General features: G+C 30.8%; 13 protein-coding genes. 4 read left to right on the top strand and 9 right to left on the bottom strand.

Annotated features, from left to right (window positions below):
• Window positions 1–365: 365 nt before the first annotated feature.
• From RBU61_RS19035 to RBU61_RS19025, 3 genes are all read right to left on the bottom strand, one after another.
• Window positions 366–1,103 (bottom strand): TIGR03915 family putative DNA repair protein, encoded by a 738-nt coding sequence (locus RBU61_RS19035; RefSeq protein ID WP_308877258.1) that lies wholly within the window; start codon window positions 1,101–1,103, stop codon window positions 366–368.
• Window positions 1,103–2,389 (bottom strand): putative DNA modification/repair radical SAM protein, encoded by a 1,287-nt coding sequence (locus RBU61_RS19030; protein WP_308877257.1) that lies wholly within the window; start codon window positions 2,387–2,389, stop codon window positions 1,103–1,105. Before RBU61_RS19030 ends, RBU61_RS19035 begins: the two co-directional genes overlap by 1 nt.
• A 91-nt stretch (window positions 2,390–2,480) precedes the next feature.
• On the bottom strand, window positions 2,481–3,329 hold the full coding sequence (locus tag RBU61_RS19025; protein ID WP_308877256.1) for an undecaprenyl-diphosphate phosphatase: 849 nt from the start codon (window positions 3,327–3,329) through the stop codon (window positions 2,481–2,483).
• A 267-nt stretch (window positions 3,330–3,596) separates the two neighbouring features.
• Between RBU61_RS19025 and RBU61_RS19020 the strand changes: the two genes are divergently transcribed.
• Window positions 3,597–4,985 (top strand): MATE family efflux transporter, encoded by a 1,389-nt coding sequence (locus RBU61_RS19020; protein ID WP_308877255.1) that lies wholly within the window; start codon window positions 3,597–3,599, stop codon window positions 4,983–4,985.
• Between the two features lie 56 nt (window positions 4,986–5,041).
• Here RBU61_RS19020 and RBU61_RS19015 read toward each other — a convergent pair whose 3' ends face one another.
• The 6 genes from RBU61_RS19015 to RBU61_RS18990 all read right to left on the bottom strand — a co-directional run bounded on the left by RBU61_RS19015 (window position 5,042) and on the right by RBU61_RS18990 (window position 12,582).
• On the bottom strand, window positions 5,042–6,160 hold the full coding sequence (locus RBU61_RS19015) for an LCP family protein (RefSeq protein WP_308877254.1): 1,119 nt from the start codon (window positions 6,158–6,160) through the stop codon (window positions 5,042–5,044).
• An 86-nt stretch (window positions 6,161–6,246) separates the two neighbouring features.
• Window positions 6,247–8,493, bottom strand: a complete 2,247-nt coding sequence (locus RBU61_RS19010; protein WP_308877253.1) for a hypothetical protein — start codon at window positions 8,491–8,493, stop codon at window positions 6,247–6,249.
• A gap of 563 nt (window positions 8,494–9,056) precedes the next feature.
• On the bottom strand, window positions 9,057–9,881 hold the full coding sequence (locus tag RBU61_RS19005; protein ID WP_308877252.1) for a helix-turn-helix domain-containing protein: 825 nt from the start codon (window positions 9,879–9,881) through the stop codon (window positions 9,057–9,059).
• Window positions 9,882–10,131: 250 nt separating this feature from the next.
• The gene (locus RBU61_RS19000) at window positions 10,132–10,872 is read right to left on the bottom strand and encodes an ABC transporter permease (RefSeq protein ID WP_308877251.1); all 741 of its coding nucleotides are present in this window, start codon (window positions 10,870–10,872) and stop codon (window positions 10,132–10,134) included.
• A gap of 10 nt (window positions 10,873–10,882) precedes the next feature.
• On the bottom strand, window positions 10,883–11,659 hold the full coding sequence (locus RBU61_RS18995) for an ABC transporter permease (protein WP_308877250.1): 777 nt from the start codon (window positions 11,657–11,659) through the stop codon (window positions 10,883–10,885).
• Window positions 11,660–11,676: 17 nt separating this feature from the next.
• On the bottom strand, window positions 11,677–12,582 hold the full coding sequence (locus tag RBU61_RS18990) for an ATP-binding cassette domain-containing protein (protein WP_308877249.1): 906 nt from the start codon (window positions 12,580–12,582) through the stop codon (window positions 11,677–11,679).
• A gap of 155 nt (window positions 12,583–12,737) precedes the next feature.
• Here RBU61_RS18990 and RBU61_RS18985 point away from each other — a divergent pair, with 155 nt between their 5' ends.
• From RBU61_RS18985 to RBU61_RS18975, 3 genes are all read left to right on the top strand, one after another.
• Window positions 12,738–13,436: a response regulator transcription factor gene (locus RBU61_RS18985; protein WP_374212533.1), complete on the top strand. Its 699-nt coding sequence runs from the start codon at window positions 12,738–12,740 to the stop codon at window positions 13,434–13,436.
• Window positions 13,437–13,440: 4 nt separating this feature from the next.
• A complete protein-coding gene (locus RBU61_RS18980) occupies window positions 13,441–14,814 on the top strand; it encodes a HAMP domain-containing sensor histidine kinase (RefSeq protein WP_308877247.1) in 1,374 nt (457 codons plus the stop codon).
• 413 nt (window positions 14,815–15,227) lie between these two features.
• Window positions 15,228–15,608, top strand: coding sequence for a DUF4183 domain-containing protein (locus RBU61_RS18975; protein WP_308877246.1), 381 nt, complete (start codon window positions 15,228–15,230; stop codon window positions 15,606–15,608).
• Window positions 15,609–15,745 lie beyond the last annotated feature (137 nt).

The following is a 15,745-nucleotide window of genomic DNA, read 5'->3' as shown; positions in this document are numbered from 1 at the left end:
ACAAGATAATATAAAATTTGTTCGTTACATCGTAAAATTAGCATATCATACCAAACATTTTTTTCTACAGTTTAAATATGATATTAGTTTAACCAGTTTGCATATTATCCGACAAATGCTATCTACATTATAACACGATTCATACAGAAAGGCTGTGGGCATATGAATGTCGACAACCTGAAATTGCTAGATTATCCTAGCAATTTTTATTTACAAAACTTATAAGAAAATTGTTTAAGTATCCCATCATACATAACTTCTGCCATATTCTTCACCATATCTAAGTGCATATATAACATGGTCCTCCAGCTTTCATAGTACCAATATAGATTAATGGAAGATTTCCAATTAATATAAATAGCTTTCTAAAACTTTTCCACTAAATACTTCCAGTATTTCATAGGCATATTTCTTTTCTGTAGTTTTGGATTAATTTTATTTTTTATGGCAATTGACTTAAAATACTCCTTCCATAATTCTTGGTATTCCTCTTCTTCCTCTTTGATTATTAAAGAGTCTGTAGATTTTATATTTCTAATAACCCATTCTTTTTTATTGTAAAATACTCCTATACCTCTCTTTACATCATGGATTATCCAATTTTCATTCCTTATCCTAGATGCAAAATGTGGAGCAATAAGTCCTGTAATATTGTAATCTGGTTCTATGACACCATAGAATATCCCATTTTCCAATTCCTGAAACCTAAGAAGCCCTAACATTCTGTGCTGTTCCCTAGATACTTTAGCATATATATTATTCACCATAAGAACAATATCATTAGATAGATTTAGATCTACTTGTGCCCCAAGCTTGAATCCTAATTGTATATATTTAAGTATTATTATACCATGTCTAGGTAATTCAGATAAATAAACATAGAAGATTCTCCTTAAAGCTTCCCTAGAAATCTTATTTTCTATAGATTTGTATACTTTACTAGCCTTTTCCCCTTCTGTTGGAATAAATATATTTTGTACTAAGAAATTCTCTTCCATACTGTCTTCAGGTACTATATCCTCAACATTATCTGCTCTATAATAAGCCTCATAAACTGCTGTAAATAATCCATCAAAGCTGCCGTCATAAATATAATGAATCATTAAAATTGCCCCCCTATTTCAATACATTTATCTTCAATAGATACTTGATCAAATAAGGATAACTGCTGATAGTTACCTAAAGTTGAAGGTTTTTCAACTAAATGGTTTCTGATTATTTCATCATCCATGGATTTCACCCCATAATGTTTTCCTTTACAGGTAATAAAGTATTGAGCTCTTTTAAGGACTATTCCCAGCTTCTTTAAATCATAAAAATCTATAGATGAAAATCTCCTTGCTTGGATTATTTTCATTGCAGATTTTACTCCAATACCCGGAACTCTCAAAAGCATATTATAATCTGCCTTATTAATCTCAACTGGAAATAAATTAATATTTCTAAGTGCCCAATCACATTTAGGGTCTAAGGTCAAATCGAAATCAGGTTTATTCTCATCTAATAGTTCTCTTGATTCAAATCCATAGAACCTAAGTAACCAATCCGCTTGATAAAGTCTATTTTCCCTTATGAGAGGCGGCGATTTAATTACTGGTAGCTTAGGATTAGTAGATACAGGAATAAAAGCTGAATAATATACTCTTTTAAGCCCATAGGAATTATATAATCCCTCTGATAATCTAAGAACCTTTAAATCACTATCTGCTGTAGCCCCTACTATTAGCTGTGTAGTTTGTCCTGCAGGTACAAACTTTGGGCTATATCTAAATTTCTTCATTTCTTCAGTTGATTGAGTAATTCCAGCTTTAATTAACCCCATAGGTTTTAAAATACTTTCCTTATTCTTACTAGGTGCTAAAAGTTTTAGACCTTCTTCTGTGGGTAATTCTATATTTACACTCATTCTATCCACATATTTCCCTACTTTTTCAACAATTCTTTTATCTGCACCAGGTATTGCCTTGGTATGAATATATCCATTAAACTTTTCTTCTTCCCTAAGTTTTCTTACTACTTCAAAAATCATCTCCATAGTATAATCAGGAGACTTAAATACAGCAGAGCTTAGAAATAGTCCTTCTATATAATTTCTCTTATAGAAATTTATGGTTAGATCAACTATTTCATCTGGAGTAAATGCAGCCCTAGGCAAATCATTGGAAGATCTATTAATACAATATACACAATCATACATACAATAATTAGTCATTAAAATCTTTAACAGTGAAATACATCTTCCATCATCAGACCAGCTATGACATATTCCACTATTATGTGCCTCCCCTAATCCTCCATTTTTATTTTTTCTATTGCTTCCACTTGATGAGCAGGATACATCATATTTAGCTGCATCTGATAATATCTTCAGCTTCTCCAATACCTCCATCATAACACCCCATCACTAAATATTCTTAGGGAAATTATACCATAAAAAGAACAAGGGTTCAAACATATGTTTGAACCCTTGTTCTTTTTATTTAATAAAATATTCCTTTAGACCCTGCTATTAAGACTATAACTGCAAATATCATTCTATATATGGCAAATATTTTCATAGGCTTCTTTTTCAAATATGAAATAAATTTATTTATAACTACTAAAGCCACTATAAATGATACAATAAATCCTACTGCCAAGGAAATTATCTCTGCTGTGCTAAGTACTAGTATTCCTCCAATTTTATAAAGCTTTAAAGCACTCATTCCCACCATAACTGGAATTGCTAAGAAAAATGAAAACTCTGCAGCTGCAACTGTTGAAAGCCCTGATACCCAGCCACCTATAATAGTTGATGCAGAACGAGACATTCCTGGAATAATGGCAAGACATTGAAATAATCCAACTGTAATAGCTTGTTTTACTGTTACATTTAATTCCTTAGTCTTAATTCTTTTATTTCTAAACTTATTTTCAGCATAAATCATCAATATACCACCTATAAATAATGTAATCGCTATGGATACTGGATTAAACAAATATTTGTCTGCTAAATCGTCTAGTAATATTCCAAAAACTCCTCCTGGAATACAAGCTATAAATATCATAAACCAAAATCTAAAACCTGATTTTTCATATCCTACTTTTTGTGGAAAGAAATTTAAAAGAGTATCTTTTATCTTATTCCAATAAAGAATAACTACTGCCAATATTGCACCTAGTTGTATTACATATGTATACATTTCCACGTACTGTGGATTTGTTCCGCTAAATTCCATTAAGTTTTGAAAAATAACTAAATGTCCTGTTGAAGATACTGGTAAAAATTCTGTCAATCCTTCTACAATACCTAGTATTATAGATTTTAATACTAAAGATATGGTACCCATTTCTACATCCCCTTTACATATATTGTCAAACTCTTGAGCCGACTTTCTTTTAATTATATGAATATAGAGTATATTTTATCATAATCCTAGTGATTATTCTATAATTAAGGTAATTCTATTTTAGAAAAATAAAACTGCTTATATTATTTTATTCTTATTGAATGCAGGTTTTCTTCATAGTAAGATTATAAGTTCATTGACAAAGTATTTTAATTATTATAAACTAGTCTTTATGTAATAAAACAAATTGTTTAAGGAGGTAGGAATATGGCGAAACTTAAAGAACTATTTGCCCCCAAAGATTTAACTGAAGGCACACCTTGGAAAAGAATTACTCAATTTGCTATTCCCATGCTAATTGGTAATATAGCTCAGCAATTTTACAATACTGCCGACTCTATTATCGTTGGTAAATACATAGGTGATAATGCTCTTGCCGCAGTTGGTAGTGCTTCTCCTATACTAAATCTTTTGCTTGTACTTTTCGTAGGAATTTCCGTAGGTGCAGGTATAATGGTATCCCAGTATTTTGGAGCTAAAGACAGAGAAAAGCTTTCCAAGACAATTGGTGTATGTGTTAGCCTTACTGGCATAGCATCTATAATAATTATGATTCTTGGTCCTATTGTTACACGTCCATTACTCTCTTTTCTTAATACTCCTGATACAATAATGCAGTGGTGCGTAGATTATCTTATTATCTATTTCGTTGGTATTGCAGGTTTTGCTTATTATAATATTTTAGCTGGAGTTCTTCGTGGTCTTGGAGATTCAATATCTGCTCTTGTATTCTTACTTGTTTCTACAGTTTTAAATGTAGGTCTTGATATTTGGTTTGTTGCAGGACTTAATATGGGAGTTCCAGGAGTTGCACTGGCAACTATAGTTGCTCAGATGATATCAGCCTTACTTTGTATCATTAAATTAATGAAAATGAAGGATAACTTTGATTTAAATCTGAAAATGTTAAAGTTAGACAAGGAATTCTCTTATAGATTAATAAAACTTGGATTACCGTCAGGTTTAACACAGGCAATATTCTCCCTTGCAATGATAGTTGTACAATCTTTAACCAATAGCTTCGGAGAAATGGTAATAGCTTGTAACGTAATCGTTATGCGTGTAGATGGATTTGCCATGATGCCAAACTTCTCCTTCGGAAGTGCTATGACCACCTATGCCGGACAAAATATAGGAGCAAAGAGAATAGATAGAGTTGAGAAAGGTACTAGAGATGGTACTATGATTGCAGTTGGAGTATCTACTGTAATAACTGTTATAATTTTAATCTTTGGTAGGCCTCTTATGAGTGTATTCACCGATACACAGGAATTAGTTGATTTAAGTATGCATATGATGAGAATTCTTGCAGTAGGTTATATTGCCATGGCCGTAACTCAATCATTATCTGGAGTTATGCGTGGTGCAGGGGATACTATGACGCCTATGTGGATTTCATTAATTACTACAGTTCTTATTCGTGTACCTATAGCTTATGGTATTGCTTACTTCACTAGAAGTGCTGCTTATCCTACAGGAAGACCTGAGTCAACTTTCATATCTCTATTGTTATCTTGGGTTCTAGGAGCAATTGTAACTTTAATTTTCTATAAAAAAGGTGTTTGGCGTGAAAAGGGAATTGCTGATGAAGCATAAAAAAAACCTATTTAAACTAAGTTTAAATAGGTCTTTTTATTTATTGATAAATTTTCTTAATTTCCTCCAATGATGTCTACGTGTATATTCTCTATATCCTTTTTATATGGATTGATGGTGTCATTAACAAGTTCAAGAATTCCATCTTTATCTAAGTATTCATAATACATAGGTACTCCACTAGTACCTGTGGTTGGCATTGTATATGTGGATAATGCTTCTGTTCCCTTAATTCTATTAAGTTGATCTGCAAACCACAACATATTTTCAGTTTTTATATCACTATATATATTTTCATTAAATATATCTATAAATTCAGGAATCTTCAATATATTAGCTGGCTTCAACAGCTTAGTAAGTATAGCTTTAATTACAATCTGCTGATTTTCCATACGTTCATAATCACTAATAGTATTTTTGCCATTATTACCTTTTCTATAACGTGCAAATTTCAAAGCATTTTCGCCATTTAAAACCTGCTGCCCCTTTTTTATATTAGTATGTAAATCTTGTGTAGGGTCATCATATTTCAGATCCATTGATACATTAATATCTATTCCTCCCACAGCATCTACTATTCTTTCAAAACCATCTAAGTCTATACCAATGTAGAAATCAGGTACAAAGCCTATTATAGTTTTCAGTTCTCTCTTTAATTGATTGATGCCACCTTCTTTTCCCCCACCATTTAAATTTCCTGCTGGATAAGCAGCATTTATTTTCTTTACCTTCCTCTTAACATTTACTAAACTATCTCGTGGAACACTTATAATATTTGCCTCTTTATTTATTCCGTCATAGGAAGCAACCATAATCGTATCTGTATTTACACCTTTATCTAAGCCTAAAATTAAAAAAGTATAAAATTGATCCTTCCTATCTTCCATTGTAAGACCTTCAGGTATATCTAGATTGTTTCCAATAAGCATATCATAATCATTTACTTCTGGGGTAATAAAAGCTATATCATCATAATTTGTTAAATTATCTGCACCTGGCTGTGGAATGCTTGGTGGCTTTATCATATTTTTAATAATGGTTACACATGAAACAATTAAAACAATTAAAATTGTTAAAATAGTCAATCTCCTGATGAAAAATATTCTCTTTTTTCTTGCCCTTATCTCTGCTCTTCTACTTCTTCTTGGCTTATATACACTGCTTTCATTTTTCATTGGTATAAACCTCCTTTTGGAACATGGATTTTGATACATACAATTTAGTGTGAAATGTGAATTATGTCTTTTTATACTTCTCCATATTATAATATCTCTGCTCTGTCTATGTTATTTAGCACCACTCCTAAAGGTATAAATAAATAGCTCAATTCCAAAGCTGCTGCTATGGTTCCTGTATCATTAAATAAAAAAACCGCTACCCCACAAAACAGAATTATAGTAAATCCCTTATATAAGTTCCAAAAGTTTTCACGTACTTCCATTAAAATTTTACCTTTATATCTATATAACAAAATCCCTAAAATCAATTGTGAGAATAAAATAATATTCCATGGCGAATTAACTAAATTCCAAAGAACTTGCTTTAATTTTGAACCAATTATTTCAAAAAACTTATTCCAACCACCTACCATTAAGGATTCCAATGCCTTTCCTGCATGGCTAGGATTTGGGTTAAACAAAGTATCTAATCTGGCTACCAATAATATCCCTAAAACAACTCCAACACCTATAATAGCTATCTTTTTAAAGGAAAGTTTTCTATCAAAGATAACTAGTAAAATCAATAAAGTCGATAACATGGCAGATAATGTTCCACCCATATTAGCTCCAAAAAAAGGGCTAAGACCTACTATGGCTAAAAGCATATAAGTAATCATAGATACTACCATAACGGACTTTTTCGTTTTATATAGATGAAATAGCGAAAAAAATCCTAATAAAGTAGAGCCTAGCAATATACCCATGTAATCATTACCTATACCATAAAACCTTCCTCCTGCAATTGCATCAGATCCCAATGGAGAAATAATCATCAGCTTTTGCAAAACGAAAACATCTGTCAATAACAACCCGCTGGTTAACAATGCTACTATGGCCATGATCAATAATTTCTGATTAAAAATCTTATTTAAAACATAGGATATAATGAAGGCACCTCCAAATACATAAATGAGATCAAAGGTTATAGATTTATATCCAATCAATGAAACCGTCATCATCATTAAAGGAACAATCATTACTGTTAAACTTAGATAGTTAAGTATCCTACCTGGTAGCCCTTTCCATTTTGTAAACTTAGGCAAATAAAATCCGATTAAAGTAATACCTATTAAAATGATAAAAGCATTGTGGAAAAAACGGCGATACTTCCTTAAATATAAATTTTGCTCTTGGTTTTTAAGCAAAGTTTCCGCTGGATTATCATTAGCTGCTACTTTCATTGTTTCTCCAATAAAACCTCTAGATTCAGTAATTCCAAAGAAGCTGAGGAGAGTAGGGCTAAAATCAAAATTAGTTACTAATCCTTCCCTACGAGTTGTATTTGAAGTCAATAATCCCCTTTGAATATTGGGTCCTGACATAACTATAGGAGTTAAACCGAAGTTACCTTGGCTAACCATTTCTGGTGAAGGGTTAGGCGTTATAATCATAAATAAGGTTTTCTCTTGATCGACTTTGTTCATAACTTGACCAAGGAATGAATCAGCTCGTTCAATAGCTTTAATTTTTTGTTCTTTCCTAATATCTTCTATTATAGGTCCACTTGCTTTTTGTACCCTTACAGTATCTCCATAATCTATAAATAGCATATTTACATAAGGTAGAATATCTTCTACTTCTTCTAATAGCCTTTCTTGATTTAACTTGACTCCTCCCAAAACACTTGCATCAGAAATCAATAAATCAGAGTCTACATAACCAAAAGGAATTGCTCCATTTTCATCCATAGCCAACATAGTAGCTTCTCTGGCAGGTGTACTTAAGTCACTATTTCCTACGATTCCTGTTATAATACCTTCTTCCCTAGCTATTTTACCTAGAAGTCCAACTTGATTATTAGGTGTAATATCTAAGGCAGTTTTTTCTATATCTCTAATGCTTACATTTATAACTTCACCATCTGGAAGCTGCTTTCCTGTATATAGTTTATAAATATCACTAACAGCAATATCTTCCGTTTCTATACTATTATGTGTTAAAGGATATTCTTGATCTCTCTGAAAGGCTAATCCACCTCTACTGGACGCTGAAGTTCTTACACCCATACCTAAGCTAAGATAAGTACTGCCCCTATTAGATAAACTTGACTTTGCTCGTATGTTCATAAACCCCATAGCACCATTTTCCAACAGTGTATCTATATTAGGAGTATAACTATTAAGGATTTCTACTAAACTAATTTCATCCACTATCAACACAATTGCCTTTTTATTTTGGATATTATCAGAAACAGCTACTACCTTAGAAGTCGTCATACTTAAAACTACACATATTATAAAAACTATTTTTAATATATCTTTAAAAATATTATTTAATTTTTTTTCCAATTCAACATCCCTCCCATTATAATAATGGAGCTATTTCTTCTGCTATGATATTAGGTTTTCTAATTCAAATATTTAAAATCCAGCTATGCAAAAGGTTGTAATGAGGTTTTAGAAAAATCTATGTTATATTTTGTACATTTCACTATATTATAACATTTGTTAAGAAATAGCAATAATAATCTAAATCCTAGGCATAAGCCAATACTGCCAATCACTACTCATCAGCTGGTTCTTGTAAAGAATTTCTATAGTTAAAAAATGTATTCATTATACCTATATTGCTTTTAGAATATCCTACTAACCCTATTATTATGAATACAAAATTCAATAAAAATTCAAGCTAATTTACTCTATCTAACTTTCCTACTATTTTTTATTATAATCTCTTTTCTATTGTTAGCATTATTAAGACTAACAAAACATATATTCTTGGATTTATATTATTTATATAGCTTGATGCATTACCTAAAGCATTGTATTTTCATTACTCTATCGTAGAGCCTTCCTATTGGTTATAAAAAAATAGATGATGTGGAGATTGAATCCACATCATCTATTTATATCTATCTTTTTTTTGCTATCATTATATTCATAGTATGTTTATGAGGTATTCCCGAGGATTCACAATCAAATGTTTGTTCTTCAAACTTTAATATCTCCCAATCATGATAATATGTGAGTAATTCTCCAGAAATCCACGGATATGCATTAGGCTCATTTTCTGGCGGTGCTTCAATGAAAGGTTTATCTACGAAAACATTAAACACATGTATACCATCTTCGTTAGTGTTTTCCTTATAATTAAGAAATATTTCCCTTCTTAATTCTGGCTTTATATAATGCAGCACTCCACTAGAAAACAATATATCGTATTTAGATTTTATTCTATAATCATTTATATCGGCTCTAAAAGTATTTACAGATGTATTGATTTCTTCACATAGTTTTTGCAATTTTTCTAAACCTACTGTGGATATATCAAAAGCCGATACATCATATCCATTTCTAGCAAAGAAAACAGCATCTTTACCCTCTCCACATCCAATATCTAACACCTTTAATTGTCTTATGGGAGGCATCAACTCTAAGATATTAAAACACATCTTAGATGGAATTAGTCCCCAATAATAATTTTCAGTTTGGTATTTCTGTTCATATATACTCGTTATATTTTCTTGGTTCTTATATCCAAATAGTCTATCTATGCTAATTCCCAATATCTTAGATATATCTGGAACCAATGTTATATCAGGCAAACTATTTCCTCTCTCCCATTTTGAAATAGCCTTAAAACTTATTCCTAATTCTATTGCCAAATCTTCTTGTGTAAGGTCTCTCTCTTTTCTATATCTTGCAATATTCTGCCCTATTATTTCCCTTATTTCCATAATAATCCCTCCAAATTAAAGGTTTATAGTACCAATCTTGGATATCTCCTAAAATATCTTTTATTTTTCAATTCCTACATTTATATCATAACATTGGATCAATTCTCTTTACAATAACCTAGTAATTGAATATTTGTGCAATTCACTTATGAGTTGAAATTGATATGTAATAGTATAATCTACCTTATGGTAAAAATAGACTAAGTCTATAGGTCATTAAAATTAACCTAAGGACTTAGCCTCTTTCTTCTTAAACTTTTTGTTTTTTTATACTCATTATTGATAAAAAGGTAAAAAATACGGTAAATCCTAATCCTGATATTATCATCTTAAAATATTCTAATACTTCAAATGTCTCTGCTTTATTGGATGGCATACTAGTTATCAACAATGAATTCGGTGAGAAATATGTTAAATTCTCTCCTAGTCCCTTAAAGGCATAAAATCCAAGCCCAATAAAACATAGACATAAAGAAATACCTACAGGAATAGAGAAGGATTTTATCCTCATGGAAATAAAAGACTGTAATGCACAAACTGAAATAGATACGATCCAGCTAACTACTCCCCAGATAAGAACTTCTATGGGGAAATCTAATTGAAATTGAATTACAAATTCTCCTACTAAGTAATAAAATATTAAAAGTGTAAATTGAATACATAAAGAAACAATAGATATGGAGATAAGTTTTGAAATAATAAGCTGTGAATAATCGTATGGTAAGGCTAAAATTCTATTCCAATTGTTATCCTTGTGTTCCATTCTCCAACTATAGGAAGCTGCAATTGCAATAGTTATAGCATAAAAAAACAACCCATAGAATAGACTAACCTGCGTCCATAAAGAATACCATTGACTTTGTAATATTTCTCTATTTAAATAGTAGTTTCCACTGCCAAACAACACGGAAACCATCGGTATAAAAACTATTGGAATCCATATACCTGATTTTCTCATTTTAATAAATTCTATTTTTATTAACTCCAGCATATTATCCCTCCTAAATATCTAGTCCTTTAATTTTTCTACGACTCCACAAAAATACAAAACCACCTAATAGTAATGAAACTAAGAGAGGATATAATCGTAGAGGAACTTCCTTTTGAATCCACTGGGATTCTCCAATTCTAACATATTCTGTGCTTAGGAGATGAGCGTAATAAGAATAAGGAATAAACTTACTAATACTTAGAGGTAAAAGTGTTCCTATGATTCCAGCTAAAGAGCCACATACTCCAAAAGCTAAGCTAATAAGTTGATTTTCACAAACCATAGATAAAAAATAATGGAAAGTCATAATAGCAAAGCTTATGGCCATAATAGATAATAGCGTAATGATAAATCTTTCCGTGGGAATTGGTATGGTAATCCCTACTGTTTTTCCTACTTGAAGAAATAATATCCATTCTAACATTTGGAATACAGTATATTTTTTAAAGATAGATAAAAATTTAATATTAAAAATTTCCTCAACAGTCCACCCAGAAGTCTTTAGCATCTTCCACATGTGACCAGTGTTCTCTATTTCTACCATCCTGCTTATGACTACAGAAAGCAATGTTGGTGTAAAAATTAATTTTGCTATCAAATAACTATTTAATAGCTGTAACCATGGGTAGCTTTCCAGGTAATTTATCTTAGACTGAAATCTTGAATCTAAAGCTGTCATAAGAACAGTACCTATATCCATACATAAAAATAAAAAGAAGATAATAGGAATATATAAATGGCGATATTTTTTACTTTCTATTTGGAACTTTTTTATTCTATTTTCCATAACATTAACTCCTTTCCTTATAAAGTCCCTTTGCCTGTTGATTGAATAAATAATTCTTCTAGAGACTTCGTTCTCTCCTCTATACGAAATATCTCAATTCCTTCATCAATAATCTTCTTTGCACAATGTGAAACTTTCCCATCGGATAAGTCTGCTAATAATATTCCAGTTTCTTCAAGCTTAGGATTTTCTCCTTGTAGAAGAAAGAATGTTTTTTGTGGATTAGAAGTCTTAAAATAGATGCTTGGACTACTACTTCTCTTAAATTGAGCCAGATTTCCTTCAAAAATCATATGTCCCTTATTGATAATACCAATATTAGTTACTATCTTCTCCATTTCATCTAAGATATGACTGGATACCATAACAGTAATTCCATATTCTTTAGGAAAACTTTTAATCAATTCTCTCATTTCTTCCATTCCCGCAGGATCAAGCCCGTTAGTAGGCTCATCTAATATAAGTAATTTGGGAAAATTTATTATGGCCATAGCTACTCCTAATCTTTGTTTCATACCTAGGGAATAGTTTTTTACTTTTTTATTCATATGATTCTCAAGTCCGACTATTCGAATAACTTTATCTATATTTTTTCTAGGTGCATCCTTTAATGCCTGTATGATTTTCATATTTTCCATTCCTGTCAAATGAGAATAATATGAAGGTCCTTCGATTAATGAGCCTGTCTGCTGCAAGATTTGTACCCTAGTCTTATCATTCATTTCTCTACCCATGACTTGAATTTCTCCCTCAGTAGGCGTCACGATAGATAATAACATTTTCATTGTGGTAGATTTTCCTGCACCATTCGGACCAAGAAATCCATATATTTCTCCTTCTTTTACTTGTAAAGAATTAATATCTACAACTGTTTCTTTACCATACTCCTTTTTAAGTTTTTTAACTTGTATCATTATGCTCATTTATTATCACTCCTTTTCCTTGTATATACAGCATATCAATAGATCTTTACATTCTCCTTATATCCTCCTTACATTTACCTTAAATCCATGAATAGTTCCTTTTTATAAAATGATATATGATATAATTTTACTTAGAGGTGATATTATTGAATAATTTGGATTATCTAAAGAATAAAAAAATCCTTCTAGTAGATGATGAAGAAGGATTATTAGATTTACTTCAAACTATTTTATATGAGGATGGATATTCCAATATTAAAAAGGCAAAAACAATGGACGAAGCCTTAAATAAATTTTATGAATTTGAGCCTGATGCTATTATTTTAGATATTATGTTACCTGATGGAGACGGTTTTCAGCTATTAAGTAAAATTAGAAAATCATCAGATATTCCTGTCCTATTTTTGTCAGCAAAAGATGCTATGGATGACCAGTATCACGGATTTTCGCTAGGTGCAGATGATTATCTTACAAAACCTTTTCTCCCAAAAGACTTAATACTTCGATTACAGGCTGTTCTTCGAAGAACTTACAGAGAAGAAGCAGAGATAATAAACTTAAAATATGTAGCCATTCGATTTGATAGAGGAGAAATCATAAGAGACGATGAAATCTTTGCTCTTACTGCAAAAGAATTTTCTATTTTACAGACCTTATATCAAAATGCAAACCGTATTGTTACCATAGATGGCTTATGCCAATCTGTCTGGGGCGATGCATATTATGGATATGAAAACTCCCTAATGACACATATTAGGAGGATTCGTGAGAAAATCGAAAAAAACCCTTCTTATCCTGAATCCCTAATTACAATTAAGGGTTTAGGATATAAATTAATTGTGGAAGGAAGGTAAAATCATGCAATCTACAGTACGATTTATTCGTAAGAATCTACTTGCTTTCTTTTTTTCTTTATTTATTTTATTGATTATAAATCTAATAGTATTTATATACTTGGGGTATCAAACTGTAAAAATAGATGAGTCTATAATTGCTCCAAATACACTGAATAGTCAATTGATTGAACAGGTTAATCAAAGTGGCTCATCTATAATCATAGATGAAGAAAGTCTTGTAATTCTTAGGGAAAATAAAATATGGGCCATGGTCATTGATGATGAAACAGGTACGGTAATTTGGAGTGAGGATTTACCAGAGGAAATTCCCACATATTATTCTAGAAAAGACATTGCTTTATTTACAAGATACTATCTGAAGGATTATCCTGTTTTTACTTATGTCAATGACAAAGGACTTTTAGTATTAGGTTATCCTAAAGATAGCTACGGAAAGATACCTATTAATGCTTTTCCTTTACTGCTGTTACGAAATCTACCTCGAAATCTTATATATTATTTAATTTTTAATTTGATAATTGTTTTTATTATATATATGGTATCAAAAAGAAAATTACTGAAATCCATCTACCCTATTACTAATGCCATATGTGAGATTTCAAGCGGAGAAAAAATACAGCTAGAAGAAAAGGGCGACTTATTGGATATTAAGACTGCTATCAATAAAACATCAAAACAATTACGACAAAGAGATTCCATGAGAATGAATTGGATTGCTGGGATTAGTCACGATATAAGAACACCTTTATCTCTCATTATAGGATATGGAAATCGACTTTCACAAAGCAAAAATCTTAATGAAAAAGAAAGAAAAGAACTTAGATTAATTCAAGTTAATAGTACTCAGATTCAAGACTTAGTTAGTAATTTAAATTTAGCTTCTGAACTGGAATATAATTTAATACCCATGGAAAGAAAAAGTATTTCTATCATAAAAATTCTAAGAGAGATTATTGTGTACTATATGAACTATGAAGATCAGGATTTATATAACTTTGACTTTGTTTCAGATAGTTTCTCCTCCTCTACCATGATATATGGGGACGCAAAGTTATTGGAACGGGCCTTTAGAAATCTTATTTTGAATTCTATGAAACATAATCCAAGGGGATGCCAAATTCAAATAGAAATTACTATAAATGCTAATGAAATTATTATTGATATTTCTGATAACGGGGTTGGTGTATCAAATGATAGATTAAATTCTCTAAACTCTTCTGTAGCAGAATCTATTAAAGAAAATAATAGAACAGAAAAATCTCATGGATTAGGTTTATTGATTGTAAAACAAATTATTGAATTACATCAAGGTTCTGTTACTTTTAGTAGTCTTGAAAATCATGGATTCAATACTAGAATAACTTTACCTTCTTAATTGCAAAAATAAGCCTATTGCTATCTACTAATAGGCTTATTTCTAATTTTAGTCAGATTTATATTTTTACATTCACATTAATTTAAGATAATTTTTCCCGTATTGGTTTGAATTTCAATAGATTTTTCCATATCGGTTTAATCTCTGATAATACAATGGAACTTTCAATTTTTAGTAGTTGAAGGACGAAAACTCTTTTCTATTTGCTAATTGTTCCTCAAAAACTAATTTACTTTCCTTATGCCAAGTACTGGCAGCTCCTTTCCCCGAATTAACTACATAGTCATAATATCCTCCATTTCCATAATATTATAAAATACTAAAATAAATCTTAAATTAGTAACAAATCAACAACTTGTCTAATATACTAAAGTATAAACAAATTTAAAATACAATAAAGGAGAGAATAAGCAATGGCTACTAAATTATTTAAGCTTGTAATAGATGCTACTACTACAACTGATACTAATACAAATCCAGAAATTGATAAATATTTTTATGAGCTAAGAGAAGATGAAAGAACTGGTAGTACAGTCACTATTCCAGCTACTCAATTTACCGATGACACTGGTAATGTAATGACAGGTAATCTTACCACTGCAGCTACAGACAATGGATATTATATGTTATTTATAAATGGCGTATTACAGCAATCCAGTATATATACAGTTAGTGGTGACGGCTCTCAAGTTGTTATTACTGATGCAGCTACAATTCTTGTAGGTGCACCAATTACCTTAGTTGTAACTAACTTTGCTCCAGTATCCGATTCCGATACTACAATAACAACTTAATTGTCATATTGAGGATGTGCCGTAATTTGCACATCCTTTATCTTTACAATTTCTATATCTATAATAAGGAACCTATTTCCTATTACATACATAGAATAATAAGAATGGCTTCTAATTAAGATAACCCTTTTTCGGAA

Source organism: Tissierella sp. MB52-C2, from assembly GCF_030931715.1.
In the GTDB taxonomy this organism is placed as follows: Bacteria; Bacillota; Clostridia; order Tissierellales; family Tissierellaceae; genus Tissierella.
This window is presented reverse-complemented; position numbering and strand designations above follow the sequence as displayed.

Excerpts from the sequence above, each read along its gene's own strand:
- RBU61_RS19035 (WP_308877258.1), bottom strand. The coding sequence starts at position 1,103 with ATGATTCATTATATTTATGACGGCAGCTTTGATGGATTATTTACAGCA.
- RBU61_RS19030 (WP_308877257.1), bottom strand. The coding sequence starts at position 2,389 with ATGGAGGTATTGGAGAAGCTGAAGATATTATCAGATGCAGCTAAATAT.
- RBU61_RS19025 (WP_308877256.1), bottom strand. The coding sequence starts at position 3,329 with ATGGGTACCATATCTTTAGTATTAAAATCTATAATACTAGGTATTGTA.
- RBU61_RS19020 (WP_308877255.1), top strand. The coding sequence starts at position 3,597 with ATGGCGAAACTTAAAGAACTATTTGCCCCCAAAGATTTAACTGAAGGC.
- RBU61_RS19015 (WP_308877254.1), bottom strand. The coding sequence starts at position 6,160 with ATGAAAAATGAAAGCAGTGTATATAAGCCAAGAAGAAGTAGAAGAGCA.
- RBU61_RS19005 (WP_308877252.1), bottom strand. The coding sequence starts at position 9,881 with ATGGAAATAAGGGAAATAATAGGGCAGAATATTGCAAGATATAGAAAA.
- RBU61_RS19000 (WP_308877251.1), bottom strand. The coding sequence starts at position 10,872 with ATGCTGGAGTTAATAAAAATAGAATTTATTAAAATGAGAAAATCAGGT.
- RBU61_RS18995 (WP_308877250.1), bottom strand. The coding sequence starts at position 11,659 with ATGGAAAATAGAATAAAAAAGTTCCAAATAGAAAGTAAAAAATATCGC.
- RBU61_RS18990 (WP_308877249.1), bottom strand. The coding sequence starts at position 12,582 with ATGAGCATAATGATACAAGTTAAAAAACTTAAAAAGGAGTATGGTAAA.
- RBU61_RS18980 (WP_308877247.1), top strand. The coding sequence starts at position 13,441 with ATGCAATCTACAGTACGATTTATTCGTAAGAATCTACTTGCTTTCTTT.
- RBU61_RS18975 (WP_308877246.1), top strand. The coding sequence starts at position 15,228 with ATGGCTACTAAATTATTTAAGCTTGTAATAGATGCTACTACTACAACT.